Here is a 14,742-nt window from a genome sequence, read left to right as displayed (position 1 = left end):
CCCGCCCATCCACACGACGCCCTGAGCACGGAGACCCCACACCGCATGACCGAGAATTCCGAACATCCCGGCGACCCCGCCGCGCAACTCGCGGTGGCCTACGCCGACACCAGCGCGAGCCAGCTCGGCTTCTCGCTGAGCGCACCCTTGCAGGAGCCCCTGGCACAAGAGGATCGCGAGATCGACGGCATCACGGTGTCGGTGCGGTTGCTCGGCGCGAGCCATCAGGTACTCGTCGAAGACGGGGTGCAGCGGATCTGCGAGACCGTCGCCTGCCTGCCGGAGGTGACCTCGGCACTGCCGGAGAGTTTCCAGGAGAGCGGTTACTACTTCAGTTCCCGTGTCGAACAGGTCAATCCCGACCAGCTCGCCGCACTCGTCGAACAGCTGAGCGTTCGCGTCACCGAACAGCTGGCCACCGGACATCCGTGCGTGATGGGTCGCTTCCCGGGGGAGCCGCACGCCGTCACCGCGATCGTGTCGGAGTCCACCGATGACTCCATCAGCTGGCACACCTGGCACACCTATCCCAAGGCCGCCGAGGTCGTGATCACCTCCAGCAGGATCGACCGCGGTCCGGTGGCCCGCCCATGACCGGGCAACCACCGCCCGGCGGCCCACCGGACCCGCGCCGCCGTCTGAACAAGACCCGCAACATCATCATCGGCGTGATCGTCGTGCTCACCATCTTCGCGCTGATCGGTGCTTGCACCGCGCGAGTTGCCCGTGGCGGCGGCATCGGGGGGTCGGCGCGCGACTACATCACGCAGAACTACGAGCGCGACACCTCCCTCGACGAGGGCGACGTCGACGCCTATGTTGCCGACGGGACCCCGGAGCAGGTGGCGGCCGAGATCCGCGACGCCGAACGTCCCAGCGACCAGCGGAGCGGCGCCACCGGCACGGGCAACATCGCCGGCACGCAGTTCCTCCAATACCCCGACTACCTCGTCGGCCTGTTCCCGCTGGCGGCCGGCGCCACCCGGGTGATGCTCAGCCGGGATTACCGGTCGGGGTATCACCACTACCACCCCTACGTCGGCGCGTTCTGGGTCCCGACCCCCCGCTATGCGGGTAGCGGCAGCGGAAACCGCGGCGGCGGGAGCGGTGGTGGCGGTAAATGATCGTCGTCCGTCCGGCACGTGCCATCGAATTCGTCCGACCAACCAACGGAGAAGACCATGCTCGCTGATATCGCTGAGAACGCCTACGCTGCAGGCGCTTACGCCGGTGTCGGCGTGATCCTGATGATCGTCTCGTTCGGCATCCTCGACCTGCTCACGCCCGGGAAGCTCCGTTCGCAGCTGTGGACGGACCGCAACCGCAACGCCGGCATCCTGGTGGGTTCCAACATGCTCGCCGTCGCCGTGATCGTCACCGCCGCCATCGTCGCGAGCGAGGGACGACTGCTCGAGGGGCTCACCTACACCGCGGTGTACTCGGCGATCGGCCTGGTCGTGATGGCGGTGACCTTCCTCGTCATCGACCTGCTGACCCCCGGCAATCTCGGCGAGTTGCTGGTCCACCCGGAGAGCCACCCGGCGGTGTGGGTGCAGGGCGTCGCACACATCGGGGTGTCGATCATCGTGGCCGCCTCCATCCTGTGACCGGGTTCCCGCACTCCCCCGTTTGTCCGTGACCGGTCACGACTCCGCTGCCGCCGATGCCGAACCGGTGACGACCGAACCCGTTCCGGACGTGCTGGCGATGCGACCGCGATTCGCCCGCGCCGGACTGCTGGCCGTCGTCTTCGTCTGCGCCGCCTGCGGGTTGGTGTACGAGCTCGCGCTGGTCTCGCTCGGCTCGTTCCTGATCGGCAACACCGCGACGCAGGCGTCGATCGTCCTCGCGGTCATGGTCTTCGCGATGGGCATCGGGTCACTCGCCGCGAAACCGCTCCAGCCACAATCGGTCACGGCCTTCGCGGTCATCGAACTGCTGCTCGCCCTCATCGGCGGATTGTCGGTGATGGCGCTCTACGCGGCGTTCGCCTACCTGGAGTTGTACACGCCCGCCCTCGTCCTGGTGGCCTTCGTGCTCGGCATCCTGATCGGTGCCGAGATCCCGCTGCTGATGGTTCTGCTGCAACGGATTCGACGCCAGGAGGCGGGTTCGGCGGTCGCCGACATGTTCGCGGTCGACTATATCGGCGCCCTCATCGGCGGCCTGTGCTTCCCGTTCCTGTTGCTGCCGTTCTTCGGCCAGTTGCGGGGTGCTCTGGTGGTCGGGCTGGTCAACGCCGCGGCCGGCTGCTTCCTCGTCTTCGTCATCTTCCGCAAGTCGTTGTCGCGCACCCAGATGGGTGTCCTCTCCGCGTCGGCCGTCGCCGTCGTCGCCGTCCTGATCGCCGGCCTGCTGCTGTCCGGCCGCTTCGAGATCACCGCGCGCCAAGCGCTGTACCGCGATCCCATCGTCGCCGCCGAACGTAGTGCGTACCAGGACATCGTCATCACCGAGAACCGTTTCGGCGCAACGGCCGACACCCGCCTGTACCTGAACGGCGACCTGCAGTTCTCCTCGGTCGACGAGCATCGCTACCACGAGACGCTGGTGCATCCGGCGATGTCCGGGAACCACGACTCCGTGCTGATCCTCGGCGGCGGTGACGGACTCGCGCTCCGCGAGGTGCTCACCTACCCCGACGCCCGCGACGTCACGCTCGTCGAACTCGACCCGGAGATGATCCGACTCGCCCGGACCGACGAGCGTCTCACCACGTTGAACCGGGGTTCGATGACCGACCCCCGAGCCGAGGTGATCGCCGCCGACGCCTTCTCCTGGCTGCGCGGCACCGACCGCCGGTTCGACGTCATCATCGTCGACATGCCCGACCCCGACGACTCGGCCACCGCGAAGCTGTACTCCACCGAGTTCTACGCGATGGTCCGGGCGCATCTCGCCGAGGCGGGCCGCACCGTGGTCCAGGCCGGGTCCCCGTACTTCGCGCCGAAGTCGTTCTGGTGCGTGGCCTCGACCATGCGCGCGGCCGGACTGGACCCGACCCCGTACCACGTCGACGTACCGGCCTTCGGCGACTGGGGATTCCACCTGGCCGGCGCCGGGGGCAGGGTGACCCCGACCGTGGCGGCACCCGGACCCCTCCGGTTCCTCAGTCCTGAACAGTTGGCAGCAGCAACGGTTTTCCCACTGGATCGGCAGCGACTGGATCTGCCGCCGTCGACCCTCATGGACCCGCGTATTCTCCGGTACGCACAGGGCGAGTGGGCGACCTACTGACGCCGGAACGTCTCCACGCGCAGATACTCCAGGTGATCCCACAGGTCGCGCTCACGATCGGGGTCACGACTGTCCGCGGATGACTCCGACACCCGTCCGCGATCGATGTAGGCACCGGTGACCGCCTGCGGTACACCGAGAATCGTTTCGGCGAGCCGTCGACCGGCCGTCGGCACCCGATCGAACGGGCCGACCAGGGTCAGCCCCGGCAGGACCCATCTGTTCGCGAAACGCTGCGGTGCGCTCGCCGCCCGGGCCAGGTCCGTACCGGGCACGTAACCCGGGTTGTACGAGACGATCTCGACGCCGTCGGGGAGCCGGCGCGCCCACTCGTGGACGAGATGGATGGCCGCCAGTTTGCTGGTCGAGTACGCGGTGCGGCCGGCGGCCGGACTCGAACGCCCGAACGCACCCGGGCGGGACAGGCGTGCCGGGCTCGTCCACCGCGGCGCGGGTACCATCCCGAGGTTGTGCCGGAGATCGCCGAAGTGCGTGTCGCTCACCGTGATGGTGATCCGGGAGCCACGGGTCAGATGTCGGACGAGCTCACCGATCAGCAGGTGGTTCGCGAGTACGTTGACCGCGAAGGTCGCCTCCAGTCCGTCGGCGGTGACGTGCTCGTCGTCGAGGTACTGGATGCCCGCGTTGCCCGCCAGCCCGCGCAGCGGCGGCAACGTCGCGTCGTCGAGCATCCGCCGGATCTCCGCCGCCGCCCTCATCGTCCCGGCGGTGTCGGCGAGATCGGTGTCGACGGCGATGACGCGCCCGGCGCCCTCGCCGAAGCCGTCGACGAATCCCGCGGGTCCGCCGCCGCGAGCGAGTACCACGAGATGACATGACCGGTCCGTCGACACGATGGACCGGGCGGCGACCAGACCGAGCCCGCGGGTGGCTCCCGTCATGACCAGCGTCCAGTCCGGATTCGGGGTGAGTGGTCGAGTCATAGCGGCTCCCGCCGTTTGAGTTGACGTTGTCAACACAAGAAGACGCCATTCGGTTGACGATGTCAACTGTAGGGTCGGGTGATGACCACGAGGGCGGAGAGCGCGGCACACACCAGGCAGGCACTGCTGGCCGCGGCGTCGGCACTTCTCGACCGCGGCGGGCCGGAGGCGGTGACCCTACGCGAAGTCGGCAGTGGCGCCGGGGTTTCCCGCTCGGCCGCCTACCGCCATTTCATCGGGAAAGAGGAACTGCTGGCGGCCCTCGCCACCGACGCATGGGCGGTCGTCGCTTACGGTCTCGACGCCATCGCCGCCGACCCGGAACTGTCGCCCGAGGATGCGGTCCGATCGGCGCTGCACGCGCTGTCAGACCTCGGACTGGGCCGGCCGCACCTGTACCGGCTCATGTTCGCGACCCCGGCCGGCACGCCGTCGATCCCCGCAGCGGCACGCGCTCAGGACGGCCTGGTGTCCCTCGTGGGCCGCATCGTCGGCGCCGATGCCGCGCGACACCACGCAGCGCTGCTCTTCGCGGCGGCCCACGGCCTCACCGACCTCGACACCCACGGCCATCTGCCGCCCGACAAGTGGCACGCCGATCGGCACACCCTCATCGACCTCGCCGTGTCGTCGTTGCCGCACACCACGGACGCTGATCGGGGCATCGATGTCTAGCGGCGTGACCATCGCTCTCGTTCTCCTCGGCGTGCTCGCGTGCGTCGGCGCAGTCGCGCTGATCCGCACCCGGCGCGTCGTGCGGACCCCGGCCGAGCGGGCAGTTCATCTGGCGCTGCACACCGCGTCGCTCGCCGCCCGCTCACTGCGCACCGGACTGTCGGCGGAGTCGGCTCGCGAAGCACTGCCGCACCTGCACACCCTGACCGGCGCCGAAGCGGTCGCACTGTACGACGGCGAACCGAGCCGCCTCGCCCACGAGCCGGACGGTGAGGCCATCTGGGACGACGAGATGCTCGGTCACGCCGACCGTGCGGCGTCGTCCGCGCTGGGTGACCTCCGACGCGTGCTGCTCACCGACCCCAGCGGCGCCGAGTCGCCCGTGCGCGCGCTGGTGGCCCAGCCGCTCCTCGCCGACGATGTCGGGGTCGGGGTCCTCGTGGTCGCCACCACGCGACGCCCCGGACCCGGGATGCTCGGCGCCATCGCCGAAGTCGCGCGGTACGCGTCGAGCCAGATCGAACTCGCCGACCTCGACGCATCCCGCGCACGGCTCAACCGCGCCGAGGTCCTCGCCCTGCGCGCGCAGATCAGTCCGCACTTCATCTACAACGCGCTCAACACCATCGCCTCGTTCGTGCGGACCGACCCCGACCGGGCGCGCGATCTCGTCCTCGACTTCGCCGACTTCACCCGATACTCCTTCCGGGCCGCCGGCGAATACACCGTGCTTGCCGACGAGCTGCGGAACATCGACCGCTACCTCACCCTCGAACGAGCCCGCTTCGGCAATGCCCTGGACGTCAAACTGCATGTCGCACCGGAGGTCCTGAACGTCGTCGTGCCGTTCCTCGCCTTGCAGCCGCTCGTCGAGAACGCCGTCCGGCACGGTCTCGCGTCGAAGGGCGGCGGCACGATCACCATCGTCGCGGCCGACGAGGGCACCGACTGTGTCATCACGGTCGAGGACGACGGCGTGGGCATGGAACCGGAGCTCCTGCGCAGCGGCGCTCTCGACGCCCTCGACCACAGCGAGGGTGCCCACGTGGGCCTGACCAACGTCGACCACCGGCTCCGCGCCGCGTTCGGCAACGACTACGGCCTCGTCGTCGAGACGGCGGTCGGCGCCGGCACCAAGGTGGGGATGCGTGTCCCGAAGTTCCGCGCGGGCATCCGGGCGTGAAACGCAACGCCGGAGTTCCGACGGTGCCCGAACTCCAGGGCGGTAAACTGCGGGCTGTCGTCGAGGCGGGAGGTGTTCCATGACCGCACTGGTCGTACTCGCGGTCGACGACGAACCACCAGCTCTCGACGAGCTCGGCTACCTGTTGAACCGGCAGGACGACGTCGCCGAGGTCCGCTCCGCGTCCGACGCCACCGGCGCCCTCCGCGAACTCAACGAGCACCGCATCGACGCGATCTTCCTCGACATCAACATGCCCGGCCTGTCGGGACTCGAACTCGCCGGCGTCCTCGCGAAATACGCCTCGCCCCCGGCGATCGTGTTCGTCACGGCCCACGACGACCGGGCCGTCGACGCCTTCGAGGTCGGAGCGGTCGACTACCTGCTCAAACCCCTACGCGAACAACGTCTCACCCAGGCGGTCGACCGGGTCCGCGCGAGCCTCGACAGTCGGGAGCGTGCACCCGAGCCCGCGCAACCGACCGTTCGCCCGGAGCGTCGCGCCGCACCGGACGAGGTCATCCCGGTGGAGATGAGCGGCGTGACCTCGCTCGTCCGGCGCGATTCGATCTCCTGGGTCGAGGCCGTCGGCGACTACGCCCGACTGCACGCCGACTCGGGCGCACACCTCGTCCGCATCCCGTTGTCGACGCTCGAATCCCGCTGGCAGGAGACCGGATTCGCCCGGGTACACCGGTCCTACCTCGTCGCGCTGCCGATGGTCACCGGATTGCGGACGGTCGGCGGCGGCACGGTGGTGTGCGTCCGCGCGAACGGCGCGTCCGAGGCCGTCGAGCTGCCCGTGAGCCGCCGACAGGTCCGCGAACTCAAGGACCGCCTCATCCGGGACCCGCTGCGCCAGTACCGTTCCCCCACCGCACGGGACGATGGCTGAGCACCCGCCTCAGCGCGAACGGGTGGTGCTCGCCTCCCGCCGCGGGGCGCGAATGGTCCGCACCCGCGTCGAGGTCCAGGAACAGACCGAGGTCGGCGACGCGCTCGTCCGCGGCCTCATGCGCGCCCAACTCGGTCTCGGCCTGCGGCTCGGGGGCGCCCTGCTCGCCGTTGCTGCCGCCATACCCGTTGCCGCCTGGGCGTTTCCGGGGATCGCCGACGCCGGCGTCTTCGGGATTCGACTCATCTGGCTGATGCTGGGAGTACTCGCCTTCCCACTCCTGTATCTGACCGGACGGCTCTACGTCCACCTCGCCGAGCAGGCCGAACGCGACTTCATGGGCCTCGTGGATGACGATCTGTCCGACGCACCCGAACCGGGCCCGCCGTGACGACCGACGTCCACGCCCTCACCGCGATCGGCCTGTTCGCCGCTGCCATCGCCACGATCGCGGTCGGCGCGTGGGGCGGGCGTTTCTCACGGACCACGTCGGACTTCCTGGTGGCGTCGCGGAGCGTCGGCTCACGCTGGAACGCCGCCGCGGTCTCCGGTGAATACCTGTCGGCAGCATCGTTTCTCGGCGTAGCGGGCCTCATTGCGAAGTACGGTGCGGACGCACTCTGGTACCCCGTCGGGTTCACCGCCGGCTACCTGGGCCTGTTGCTGTTCGTCGCCGCGCCCCTGCGTCGTTCCGGGGCCTACACGGTGCCCGACTTCGCCGAGTTCCGCCTCGCCTCGCCGGCGGCACGGAAGACCGCGATGCTCGTCGTGGTCGTCGTCTGCGTGCTGTACCTCATCCCGCAGTTCCAGGGCGCGGGACTCACCCTCAACATCCTTCTCGGCGCACCGGTGTGGGCCGGCGTGGTCGGCGTCGGACTGATCGTGATCGTGAACGTGGTGGGCGGCGGCATGCGATCGATCACCTTCGTGCAGGCCTTCCAGTACTGGCTCAAGCTGACCGCGATCGCGGTCCCCGCGCTCGTCCTGATCGGCGTCTTCGCCCAGGACCCCACTCCCGTCGGCGAACCCGCGCCGCCGCGCATCACCACCGCGACGACCGTCGACGTGACCACCGACGTCTCGGTCACCGTCGCCGAGACCACCGGCGTGCGGGTCACCGGGACGCTCGACGGGGTCGTCGTCGACGACGCGCCGGTGGACACCACCGGACCCCACGTCATCTCCGCGGGCTCGACGATCTTCCTCGACGCCGGTGCGGCCACTCCGGTCGTCGCGGGCGCGCCGGCACAGAACGCGGACTGGATCGCCCCCGGCGGGGGCTTCGGCGGCAGTCACCCGCTGTACCAGGTGCTGTCGCTCATCATCGCGATGTTCCTCGGCGTGATGGGTCTGCCCCACGTGCTGGTGCGCTTCTACACCAACCCCGACGGGCGATCGGCGCGGCGAACCGCGCTGGCCGTCATCGCACTGCTCTCGTTGTTCTACCTGTTCCCCATCCTGCTGGGGGTGTTCGCACGGCTCTATGTCCCCGAACTGCTGATCACCGGCACCGCCGACGCCGCGGTCCTGTTGCTGCCGAGCGCGGCGGTCGGCGGGATCGCCGGTCAGATCCTGGCCGCGCTCGTCGCCGCCGGGGCGATCGCCGCCTTCCTCGCCACGTCGTCGGGACTGCTGGTGTCGGTCGCCGGGGCGCTCGCCACCGACCTGCTGCGCGGCCGGGTGCGCGACTTCCGGGTGGCCGCGGTCATCGGCGGACTGATCCCGATCGGCTTGTCGCTGGCCGCCGCGTCCCTGGAACTGTCCCGCACCGTCGGGTTGGTGTTCGCCGTCGCCGCGTCGACGCTGTGCCCGCTGCTGGTCCTCGGGATCTGGTGGCGCGGACTCACGGCCGTCGGCGCGATCGCCGGACTCGTCGTCGGCGGCGCGTCGTCGGGGTCGGCGACGATGCTGGCGATCGCCGGGGTCGTCGACGACGACGTGCTGGGCGGGTGGCTTGCGGTCGTGATCGGCTACCCGGCCGCCGTGACGGTCCCACTCGCGTTCGGCACGATGGTGCTGGTCAGCAAGGCAACCCGGGGACGGGTACCCGTCGACCTCGCACGGACCTTTGCCCGGATGCACGTCCCGGAACGCGTCGGGATGGGGCTCGATCGCACCCCGGGACGGGCCCCGGACGAGCGGACGACCTGACCGTTCGGACAGGTGACCGTTCGCCGTTCGTCGGATCTCACCGACCGTCCGGCGCACGGACCGCGGGTTTCGGCGTGTGACCCAGGCCACCCGATTGTCTGTGATCTGCACCTCATTCAGGCTGACTTCCGTAGAGCCATCACACATGTGGCCACGTCACCCTGGGAGGAAACGTGTCGACCGTCGACCAACCACCACCGGCGCCACACGCGCCGACCGGCGAAGAGTTCATCGAGATGCAGGCCAGTCCGGAGTTCCAGGAGCTGCGGCGGACGCTGCGGAAGTTCGTCTTCCCGCTGACCGCGTTCTTCCTGATCTGGTACGCCCTCTACGTGCTGCTCGGCGCCTTCGCCCATGACTTCATGGCGACCCAGGTCTGGGGCAACATCAACCTCGGCCTGATCCTCGGTCTGTTGCAGTTCGTCAGCACCTTCGTCATCACCGGCATGTACGTACGCTTCGCCAATCGCAATCTCGACCCGAAGGCCGAGGCGATCCGCAATGAGATGGAAGGCGGGCCCGCACTGTGAACACCACTGCCGTACCCACCACCGACGTGACCGTCCTCGCGGCGACCGTCGGCAGCCCGGCCGCCAACATCGCCATCTTCGCCGCGTTCGTCGCGGTCACGATGTTCGTGGTCATCAAGGCCAGCAAGAACAACAACACCGCCGCCGACTTCTTCACCGGCGGTCGCGGCTTCTCCGGACCGCAGAACGGCGTCGCCATCGCCGGCGACTACCTGTCGGCGGCCAGCTTCCTCGGCATCGCGGGCGCCATCGCGGTCTACGGCTACGACGGCTTCCTCTACTCCATCGGGTTCCTCGTCGCGTGGCTGGTCGCGCTGCTGCTCGTGGCGGAACTGCTGCGCAACACCGGCAAGTTCACGATGGCGGACGTCCTCAGCTTCCGCCTCAAGCAACGCCCGGTGCGTCTGGCCGCGGCGATCTCCACCCTCGCGGTGTCGCTGTTCTACCTGCTCGCCCAGATGGCCGGCGCCGGCGGCCTGGTCGCGTTGCTCCTCGACATCGAGGGGCGCCTCGGCCAGTCCATCGTCATCGCCGTCGTCGGTGCGCTGATGATCGTCTACGTGCTCATCGGCGGCATGAAGGGCACCACCTGGGTGCAGATCATCAAGGCCGTCCTGCTCATCGCGGGTGCCGGCATCATGACCGTCATCGTGCTGGCCAAGTTCGGCATGAACCTGTCGTCGATCCTCGGTGCGGCACAGGACGCGGTGACCGACTCGACCAGCGAAAAGGTCGCCGCGCGTGACGTTCTCGCTCCCGGTGCCCAGTATGGCGGGTCCCTGACGAGCCAGATCAACTTCATCTCGCTCGCCATCGCGCTCGTCCTCGGCACCGCGGGCCTCCCGCACGTGCTGATGCGGTTCTACACCGTGCCGACCGCGAAAGAGGCTCGCAAGTCGGTGGTCTGGGCCATCGCCCTCATCGGCGCCTTCTACCTGTTCACCCTGGTTCTCGGTTACGGAGCGGCCGCCCTGGTCGGACCGGACAAGATCCTCGACGCCGCCGGCGGACAGAACTCGGCCGCACCGTTGCTCGCGTTCGAACTCGGTGGCGTGGTCCTGCTGGGCATCATCTCGGCGGTCGCCTTCGCGACGATCCTCGCCGTGGTCGCCGGCCTCGCCATCACCGCGTCGGCGTCGTTCGCCCACGACATCTACGCCTCGGTGATCAAGCGCAACAAGGCAAGTGAGGACGACCAGGTCCGCGTCTCGCGATACACCGTCGTGGTCCTCGGCATCGTCAGCATCGTCCTCGGCATCCTCGCCAACGGCCAGAACATCGCCTTCCTGGTGGCGCTGGCCTTCGCGATCGCCGCGGCCGCGAACCTGCCGACGATCGTCTACTCGCTCTACTGGAAGCGGTTCAACACCCGCGGCGCCCTGTGGAGCATGTACGGCGGCCTGATCTCCACGATCGTCCTGATCGTCTTCTCCCCCGCCGTCTCCGGGTCGTCGACCGCCATGATCTCCGGCGCCGACTTCGCCTGGTTCCCGCTGGCCAACCCGGGCATCATCTCGATCCCGCTGGCCTTCGTCCTCGGCATCGTCGGCACGCTGACCAGCCCGTCGGACAACGGCACCCCGGAACGCAACGCCGAGATGGAGGTTCGCTCCCTCACCGGCATCGGGGCCGAGAAGGCCGTGCAGCACTAGGTCATTCGCAAACCCACCCCTGTTCCGTGAACCCACCGCCTTGCAAGGCGGTGGGTGTGCGGAACAGGGGTGGATTTTTGGGGGCACGCTCAGCTATCCGGGCGAAGTGCCGCCACACTCACCGGTGAGCTGAGATCACCGGGATCGCCGAAGCATGTAACCAGCACGGCTCCCGGAACGGGTACGACGCCACCCAACGTCTGCCCGCACGGCGACGGTACGGACGCGATCGAACCGTCCGGGTGGATCGTCGTCAGGTCGTACCGCCCCTGGTTCTCGAGAGGTCGCTTCAGTTGGGCCGTCACCACGGAGTCGTGCAGAAGAACCCAGCTCTGCGACTCCGGGATCGGATCGCGTGGCCAGTCGGTACCTTTCGGGATCGTGACGCGGGTCGACGAGCGAGAATCCAGATGTCCGATGACTACCGCCCCGGGCTGGTCGAAGTACATACCCCAGGACGGCTGCGCGTTCACATGGATCCCCGTCATCCGGCGCCCTCGAGCATCTGAACCCCACCACCATCTGTCCACCGGCTCGTGGCCGCCGTTCGCTATGGAGACCACCAATGCCCGGGGGACGTCATCGAGGTCCCACAGGTGAGCCACGAACTCGGAGTCGCCTGTCTCGCCGACGCTGACGTCGAACCGCTCGTCTGCCGCCGTGATTGCGATGCGATGGGTCCGATCCGCTCCGGTCAGGGCGTCGAAGACAACGACCTTCACATGACCCCTGCCAGGAGCCACATAGACCACATGATGACCGGCAGCGAAGACCGAGCGCGGATGCGGGTTCGGTTCATCACGTCCGGTCGGCGGCGACACACGTCGCTGCCATCTGACCTCTCCGCTCCGAGGTTCGAGAACTGCCATCTCGCCGTCACGGATCACAGCCACTGGCTGATCGACGCGTCCGGCGCGTGGCACGTCGGAAATCAGAATCCACGGCGAATCGTTGGTCCAGAGGACCTGTCCTGTCATCGCATCGATCCCGGTCGTGAAATACCCCACCCGCCCTGCGCGGGCGTAGTCACAACCGACCACGACCACTGAATCGGTTCCCGTTCCGGTACTGGTGACGCGATCGAACCCTCGCTCAGCGCAATTCGCCGCTCCGACGCCATCGGGAGTGAGGCTCCACCGTGGTCGGCCCGTCGTGCCGTCGTAGGCGACCAGGATGTCATCGACGACTGCGGCGAAGCCCGGGCCGGCCGGGGTGATCGACCAGGGATCGACATCATCCACTCGGTAGGCTGGTTCCCCGGTGACCGAAGGCGGCGCTTCGGGAATCCGAATGGCGTCGGTCCCCGTCGCTCCACTGCGCTCGAACGGCGTGAGACCGATCGCCAGTGTCACGACGAGAGCGACAACGGCGATTGCGCCGACCTCTCTTAGAGACAATCGATCTCGTCGAAACGTCGCCGCGACCGCGGCGACGAGCAGGCACGCCCACGCCGCCAGGACCGTTCGTACCACGTCATGTCCGCCCGGGCCTCCCGTCAGCGCCGCGATGGTATCGACCGCCTCGGATCGGACCGAATAGGCGAGGCAGACCCCCGAGACCAGGGCCGACCCGATTGCCGGACCGCGACCGACGAAGCTGAGCAGTACGACACCAATCACGAGCGACAACCCGAGTGATACTCCGAGCACGAGTGTTGTTGCGGCCCATTGTGGTCCGGTCCAGAATCCGTCAGACACCCGACCCGACGGAACCCGTTGAACAAACGCCAGCCCGGAGAGGACGATTCCGGCAACCGCGGAAACAGTAGTCACGTAGCCGGCGAAGCGGGATGCGGCGGACGACCTTCGATAACTTCCGTCCACCGTGACGCCGGAATGGCCGGCGCTGATCGTCTCGGACTCTTGCGCCATCCCATGACCGTTCATCCCACCCCCGTCGACTGAACTCATTCGGTGCTGCCGGGCAGACTATCGGAGTTCGGCATCTCGGTCAGTCGCGCGTCCCCAGGCCGACCAACACTCCCGCGGTGCCGTTTCCGTCGTGCTTATCGGATCCAATAAGCGGAACGGAAACGGCACCGCGGGAACGAATTACGTATCTCAGGCGTCCTGAATCCGCGCGAACGGTCGGGCCGCCTCGAGTTCGAAGGCCAACTCGAGGAGGGTGCGTTCCTGGCCGAGGTCGGCAGCGAAGTGGATGCCCACGGGCATGCCCGATTCCGTCTGTCCCAGCGGCAGACTGATCGCCGGGGTGCCCGCGGTGTTGTTGGCCGGGGTGAAGGCGATGAACCGGGTCAGCCGGCCCATCGCCTCGTCGAAGTCGAGTGCGGGATCGAGGTACCCGATCTCCGGGGTCGCGTGGACGACGGTCGGGTTGAGGACCACATCGAAGGTGTCGTGCAGTCCGCGGATCGCGGCCGTGGACTTCCGCAGCCCGCGGACCGCCCCCGGCAGCCGGTAGAAGTGCCGGAGCGCGCTACGCGAGAGCCCACGGGTGAACGAGTCCACCTGGGAACGGTCGAAGCCCTTGTCGACCACCCGTTTTCCGAATCGGTCCAGCGCCAGTGCGAGCAGCGACCAGTAGTCGATGAAGTCCCGGACGTAGTCCCGGTCCACCGGCAGCGGCACCATCTCGGTGCGATGCCCGAGGGACTCGACCAGCTCGGCGGCCTCGGTGACACACCGTTGCGTGTCCCGGTCGAGCAGCGAGCCGGTCAGCGGCTCGGTGATCAGCGCGATCTTGAGCCGTTTGGTCCCCGGCCCCTCGACCAGCCCGACCGGCGGCATCCCGGGCGCGGGCCGGAAACCCTGTGTGTCGGCGAGGAATCGGGCGGTGTCGCGCACCGAACGGCTGACGATCCCGTTCGACACGAGGTCGATCGGCGCGTCCCGGGTCTCTTTCGACGCCTCGACGCGCCCGCGACTCGGCTTCAGTCCGACCAACCCACAGATGGCGGCGGGGATGCGGATCGACCCGCCGCCGTCGTTGGCGTGGGCGATCGGCAGTGCACCGGCCGCGACGAGCGCCGCGGAACCACCGGACGAGCCGCCCGACGAGTAGTCGGTGTCCCACGGGTTGCGGGTCGGCTCACGGTCGACGAACTCCGTCGTCGAGGTCAACCCGAAGGCGGGCATCGTCGACGCGCCGACCACATTGACGCCGCTCGCGAGGAACTGATTGGTGAACGCCTCGTTGGCCTTCGCCGGTCGCTGGGGCACCGCAGCCGAACCGTGACAGGTCGGCAGCCCCGCGAAGTCGGTGTTGTTCTTGATGATCGACGGCACCCCGATGAACGATCCCAGTGGGAAGTCGTTCTCGACCGCGCGTTTGCGCGCACGCTCGCGATCGTCGAAGGCGACGGCGTTGAGGTGCGGGTTGACGGCATCGATCCGCGCGATCGCGGCCTCGACCGCCTCTGCGGCGGAGATCTCTCCGGATGCGATGGCCTGGGCGACGCCGACCGCGTCGTGCTCGCCGAGTGCGTCGTCGGTGAACGCGTGAACGTGTTTCATTC

The 14,742-nt window shown here is 68.5% G+C and carries 14 protein-coding genes; 11 read left to right on the top strand and 3 right to left on the bottom strand.

The features are described 5' to 3' along the window. Positions 1-45 precede the first annotated feature (45 nt). From GR168_RS03305 to GR168_RS03290, 4 genes are all read left to right on the top strand, one after another. Entirely contained in the window at positions 46-594 is a 549-nt protein-coding gene (locus GR168_RS03305) for a DUF2617 family protein (RefSeq protein ID WP_159370015.1), read from the top strand. After that, complete coding sequence (locus GR168_RS03300) at positions 591-1,124, top strand: DUF4247 domain-containing protein (RefSeq protein ID WP_065630125.1); 534 nt, start codon at positions 591-593, stop codon at positions 1,122-1,124. Before GR168_RS03305 ends, GR168_RS03300 begins: the two co-directional genes overlap by 4 nt. A 57-nt stretch (positions 1,125-1,181) precedes the next feature. After that, positions 1,182-1,607 carry a DUF350 domain-containing protein gene (locus GR168_RS03295; RefSeq protein ID WP_068970523.1) on the top strand — a complete coding sequence of 142 codons (426 nt, stop codon included), beginning with the start codon at positions 1,182-1,184 and terminating at the stop codon, positions 1,605-1,607. A gap of 100 nt (positions 1,608-1,707) precedes the next feature. Further along, complete coding sequence (locus GR168_RS03290) at positions 1,708-3,237, top strand: polyamine aminopropyltransferase (protein WP_159371808.1); 1,530 nt, start codon at positions 1,708-1,710, stop codon at positions 3,235-3,237. On the opposite strand, the gene GR168_RS03285 is transcribed toward GR168_RS03290, so the two are convergent. Beyond that, entirely contained in the window at positions 3,231-4,181 is a 951-nt protein-coding gene (locus GR168_RS03285; protein ID WP_159370014.1) for an SDR family NAD(P)-dependent oxidoreductase, read from the bottom strand. The genes GR168_RS03290 and GR168_RS03285 overlap by 7 nt on opposite strands. Positions 4,182-4,262: 81 nt before the next feature. Between GR168_RS03285 and GR168_RS03280 the strand changes: the two genes are divergently transcribed. The 7 genes from GR168_RS03280 to GR168_RS03250 all read left to right on the top strand — a co-directional run bounded on the left by GR168_RS03280 (position 4,263) and on the right by GR168_RS03250 (position 11,267). Beyond that, positions 4,263-4,856 carry a TetR/AcrR family transcriptional regulator gene (locus tag GR168_RS03280; protein ID WP_159370013.1) on the top strand — a complete coding sequence of 198 codons (594 nt, stop codon included), beginning with the start codon at positions 4,263-4,265 and terminating at the stop codon, positions 4,854-4,856. Continuing rightward, positions 4,849-6,039, top strand: coding sequence for a histidine kinase (locus GR168_RS03275; protein ID WP_137808569.1), 1,191 nt, complete (start codon positions 4,849-4,851; stop codon positions 6,037-6,039). Before GR168_RS03280 ends, GR168_RS03275 begins: the two co-directional genes overlap by 8 nt. A gap of 79 nt (positions 6,040-6,118) precedes the next feature. After that, a complete protein-coding gene (locus GR168_RS03270) occupies positions 6,119-6,934 on the top strand; it encodes a LytTR family DNA-binding domain-containing protein (RefSeq protein WP_159370012.1) in 816 nt (271 codons plus the stop codon). Next, on the top strand, positions 6,927-7,325 hold the full coding sequence (locus tag GR168_RS03265; RefSeq protein WP_065630123.1) for a hypothetical protein: 399 nt from the start codon (positions 6,927-6,929) through the stop codon (positions 7,323-7,325). Before GR168_RS03270 ends, GR168_RS03265 begins: the two co-directional genes overlap by 8 nt. Next, positions 7,322-9,085: a cation acetate symporter gene (locus GR168_RS03260; protein ID WP_068970520.1), complete on the top strand. Its 1,764-nt coding sequence runs from the start codon at positions 7,322-7,324 to the stop codon at positions 9,083-9,085. Before GR168_RS03265 ends, GR168_RS03260 begins: the two co-directional genes overlap by 4 nt. A 173-nt stretch (positions 9,086-9,258) precedes the next feature. Then, positions 9,259-9,615 (top strand): DUF485 domain-containing protein, encoded by a 357-nt coding sequence (locus GR168_RS03255; RefSeq protein WP_058251329.1) that lies wholly within the window; start codon positions 9,259-9,261, stop codon positions 9,613-9,615. Between the two features lie 26 nt (positions 9,616-9,641). Further along, the gene (locus tag GR168_RS03250; RefSeq protein ID WP_065630162.1) at positions 9,642-11,267 is read left to right on the top strand and encodes a sodium/solute symporter; all 1,626 of its coding nucleotides are present in this window, start codon (positions 9,642-9,644) and stop codon (positions 11,265-11,267) included. A gap of 89 nt (positions 11,268-11,356) precedes the next feature. Here GR168_RS03250 and GR168_RS03245 read toward each other — a convergent pair whose 3' ends face one another. Together GR168_RS03245 and GR168_RS03240 are read right to left on the bottom strand one after the other, a co-directional pair. Then, on the bottom strand, positions 11,357-12,739 hold the full coding sequence (locus tag GR168_RS03245; protein WP_159370011.1) for a PQQ-binding-like beta-propeller repeat protein: 1,383 nt from the start codon (positions 12,737-12,739) through the stop codon (positions 11,357-11,359). Positions 12,740-13,327: 588 nt separating this feature from the next. Beyond that, complete coding sequence (locus tag GR168_RS03240) at positions 13,328-14,740, bottom strand: amidase (protein ID WP_159370010.1); 1,413 nt, start codon at positions 14,738-14,740, stop codon at positions 13,328-13,330. Between the last annotated feature and the right edge of the window lie 2 nt (positions 14,741-14,742).

The organism is Gordonia sp. JH63 (genome assembly GCF_009856645.1).
In the GTDB taxonomy this organism is placed as follows: Bacteria; Actinomycetota; Actinomycetes; order Mycobacteriales; family Mycobacteriaceae; genus Gordonia; species Gordonia hongkongensis.
The sequence above is the reverse complement of the archived record's forward strand: the minus strand, read 5'-3'. Positions and strand labels throughout refer to the sequence as shown.

What these genes read in the sequence shown, in the direction of transcription:
- GR168_RS03305 (WP_159370015.1), top strand. Translation starts at nt 46, where the DNA reads ATGACCGAGAATTCCGAACATCCCGGCGACCCCGCCGCGCAACTCGCG.
- GR168_RS03300 (WP_065630125.1), top strand. Translation starts at nt 591, where the DNA reads ATGACCGGGCAACCACCGCCCGGCGGCCCACCGGACCCGCGCCGCCGT.
- GR168_RS03295 (WP_068970523.1), top strand. Translation starts at nt 1,182, where the DNA reads ATGCTCGCTGATATCGCTGAGAACGCCTACGCTGCAGGCGCTTACGCC.
- GR168_RS03290 (WP_159371808.1), top strand. Translation starts at nt 1,708, where the DNA reads ATGCGACCGCGATTCGCCCGCGCCGGACTGCTGGCCGTCGTCTTCGTC.
- GR168_RS03285 (WP_159370014.1), bottom strand. Translation starts at nt 4,181, where the DNA reads ATGACTCGACCACTCACCCCGAATCCGGACTGGACGCTGGTCATGACG.
- GR168_RS03280 (WP_159370013.1), top strand. Translation starts at nt 4,263, where the DNA reads ATGACCACGAGGGCGGAGAGCGCGGCACACACCAGGCAGGCACTGCTG.
- GR168_RS03275 (WP_137808569.1), top strand. Translation starts at nt 4,849, where the DNA reads ATGTCTAGCGGCGTGACCATCGCTCTCGTTCTCCTCGGCGTGCTCGCG.
- GR168_RS03270 (WP_159370012.1), top strand. Translation starts at nt 6,119, where the DNA reads ATGACCGCACTGGTCGTACTCGCGGTCGACGACGAACCACCAGCTCTC.
- GR168_RS03265 (WP_065630123.1), top strand. Translation starts at nt 6,927, where the DNA reads ATGGCTGAGCACCCGCCTCAGCGCGAACGGGTGGTGCTCGCCTCCCGC.
- GR168_RS03240 (WP_159370010.1), bottom strand. Translation starts at nt 14,740, where the DNA reads ATGAAACACGTTCACGCGTTCACCGACGACGCACTCGGCGAGCACGAC.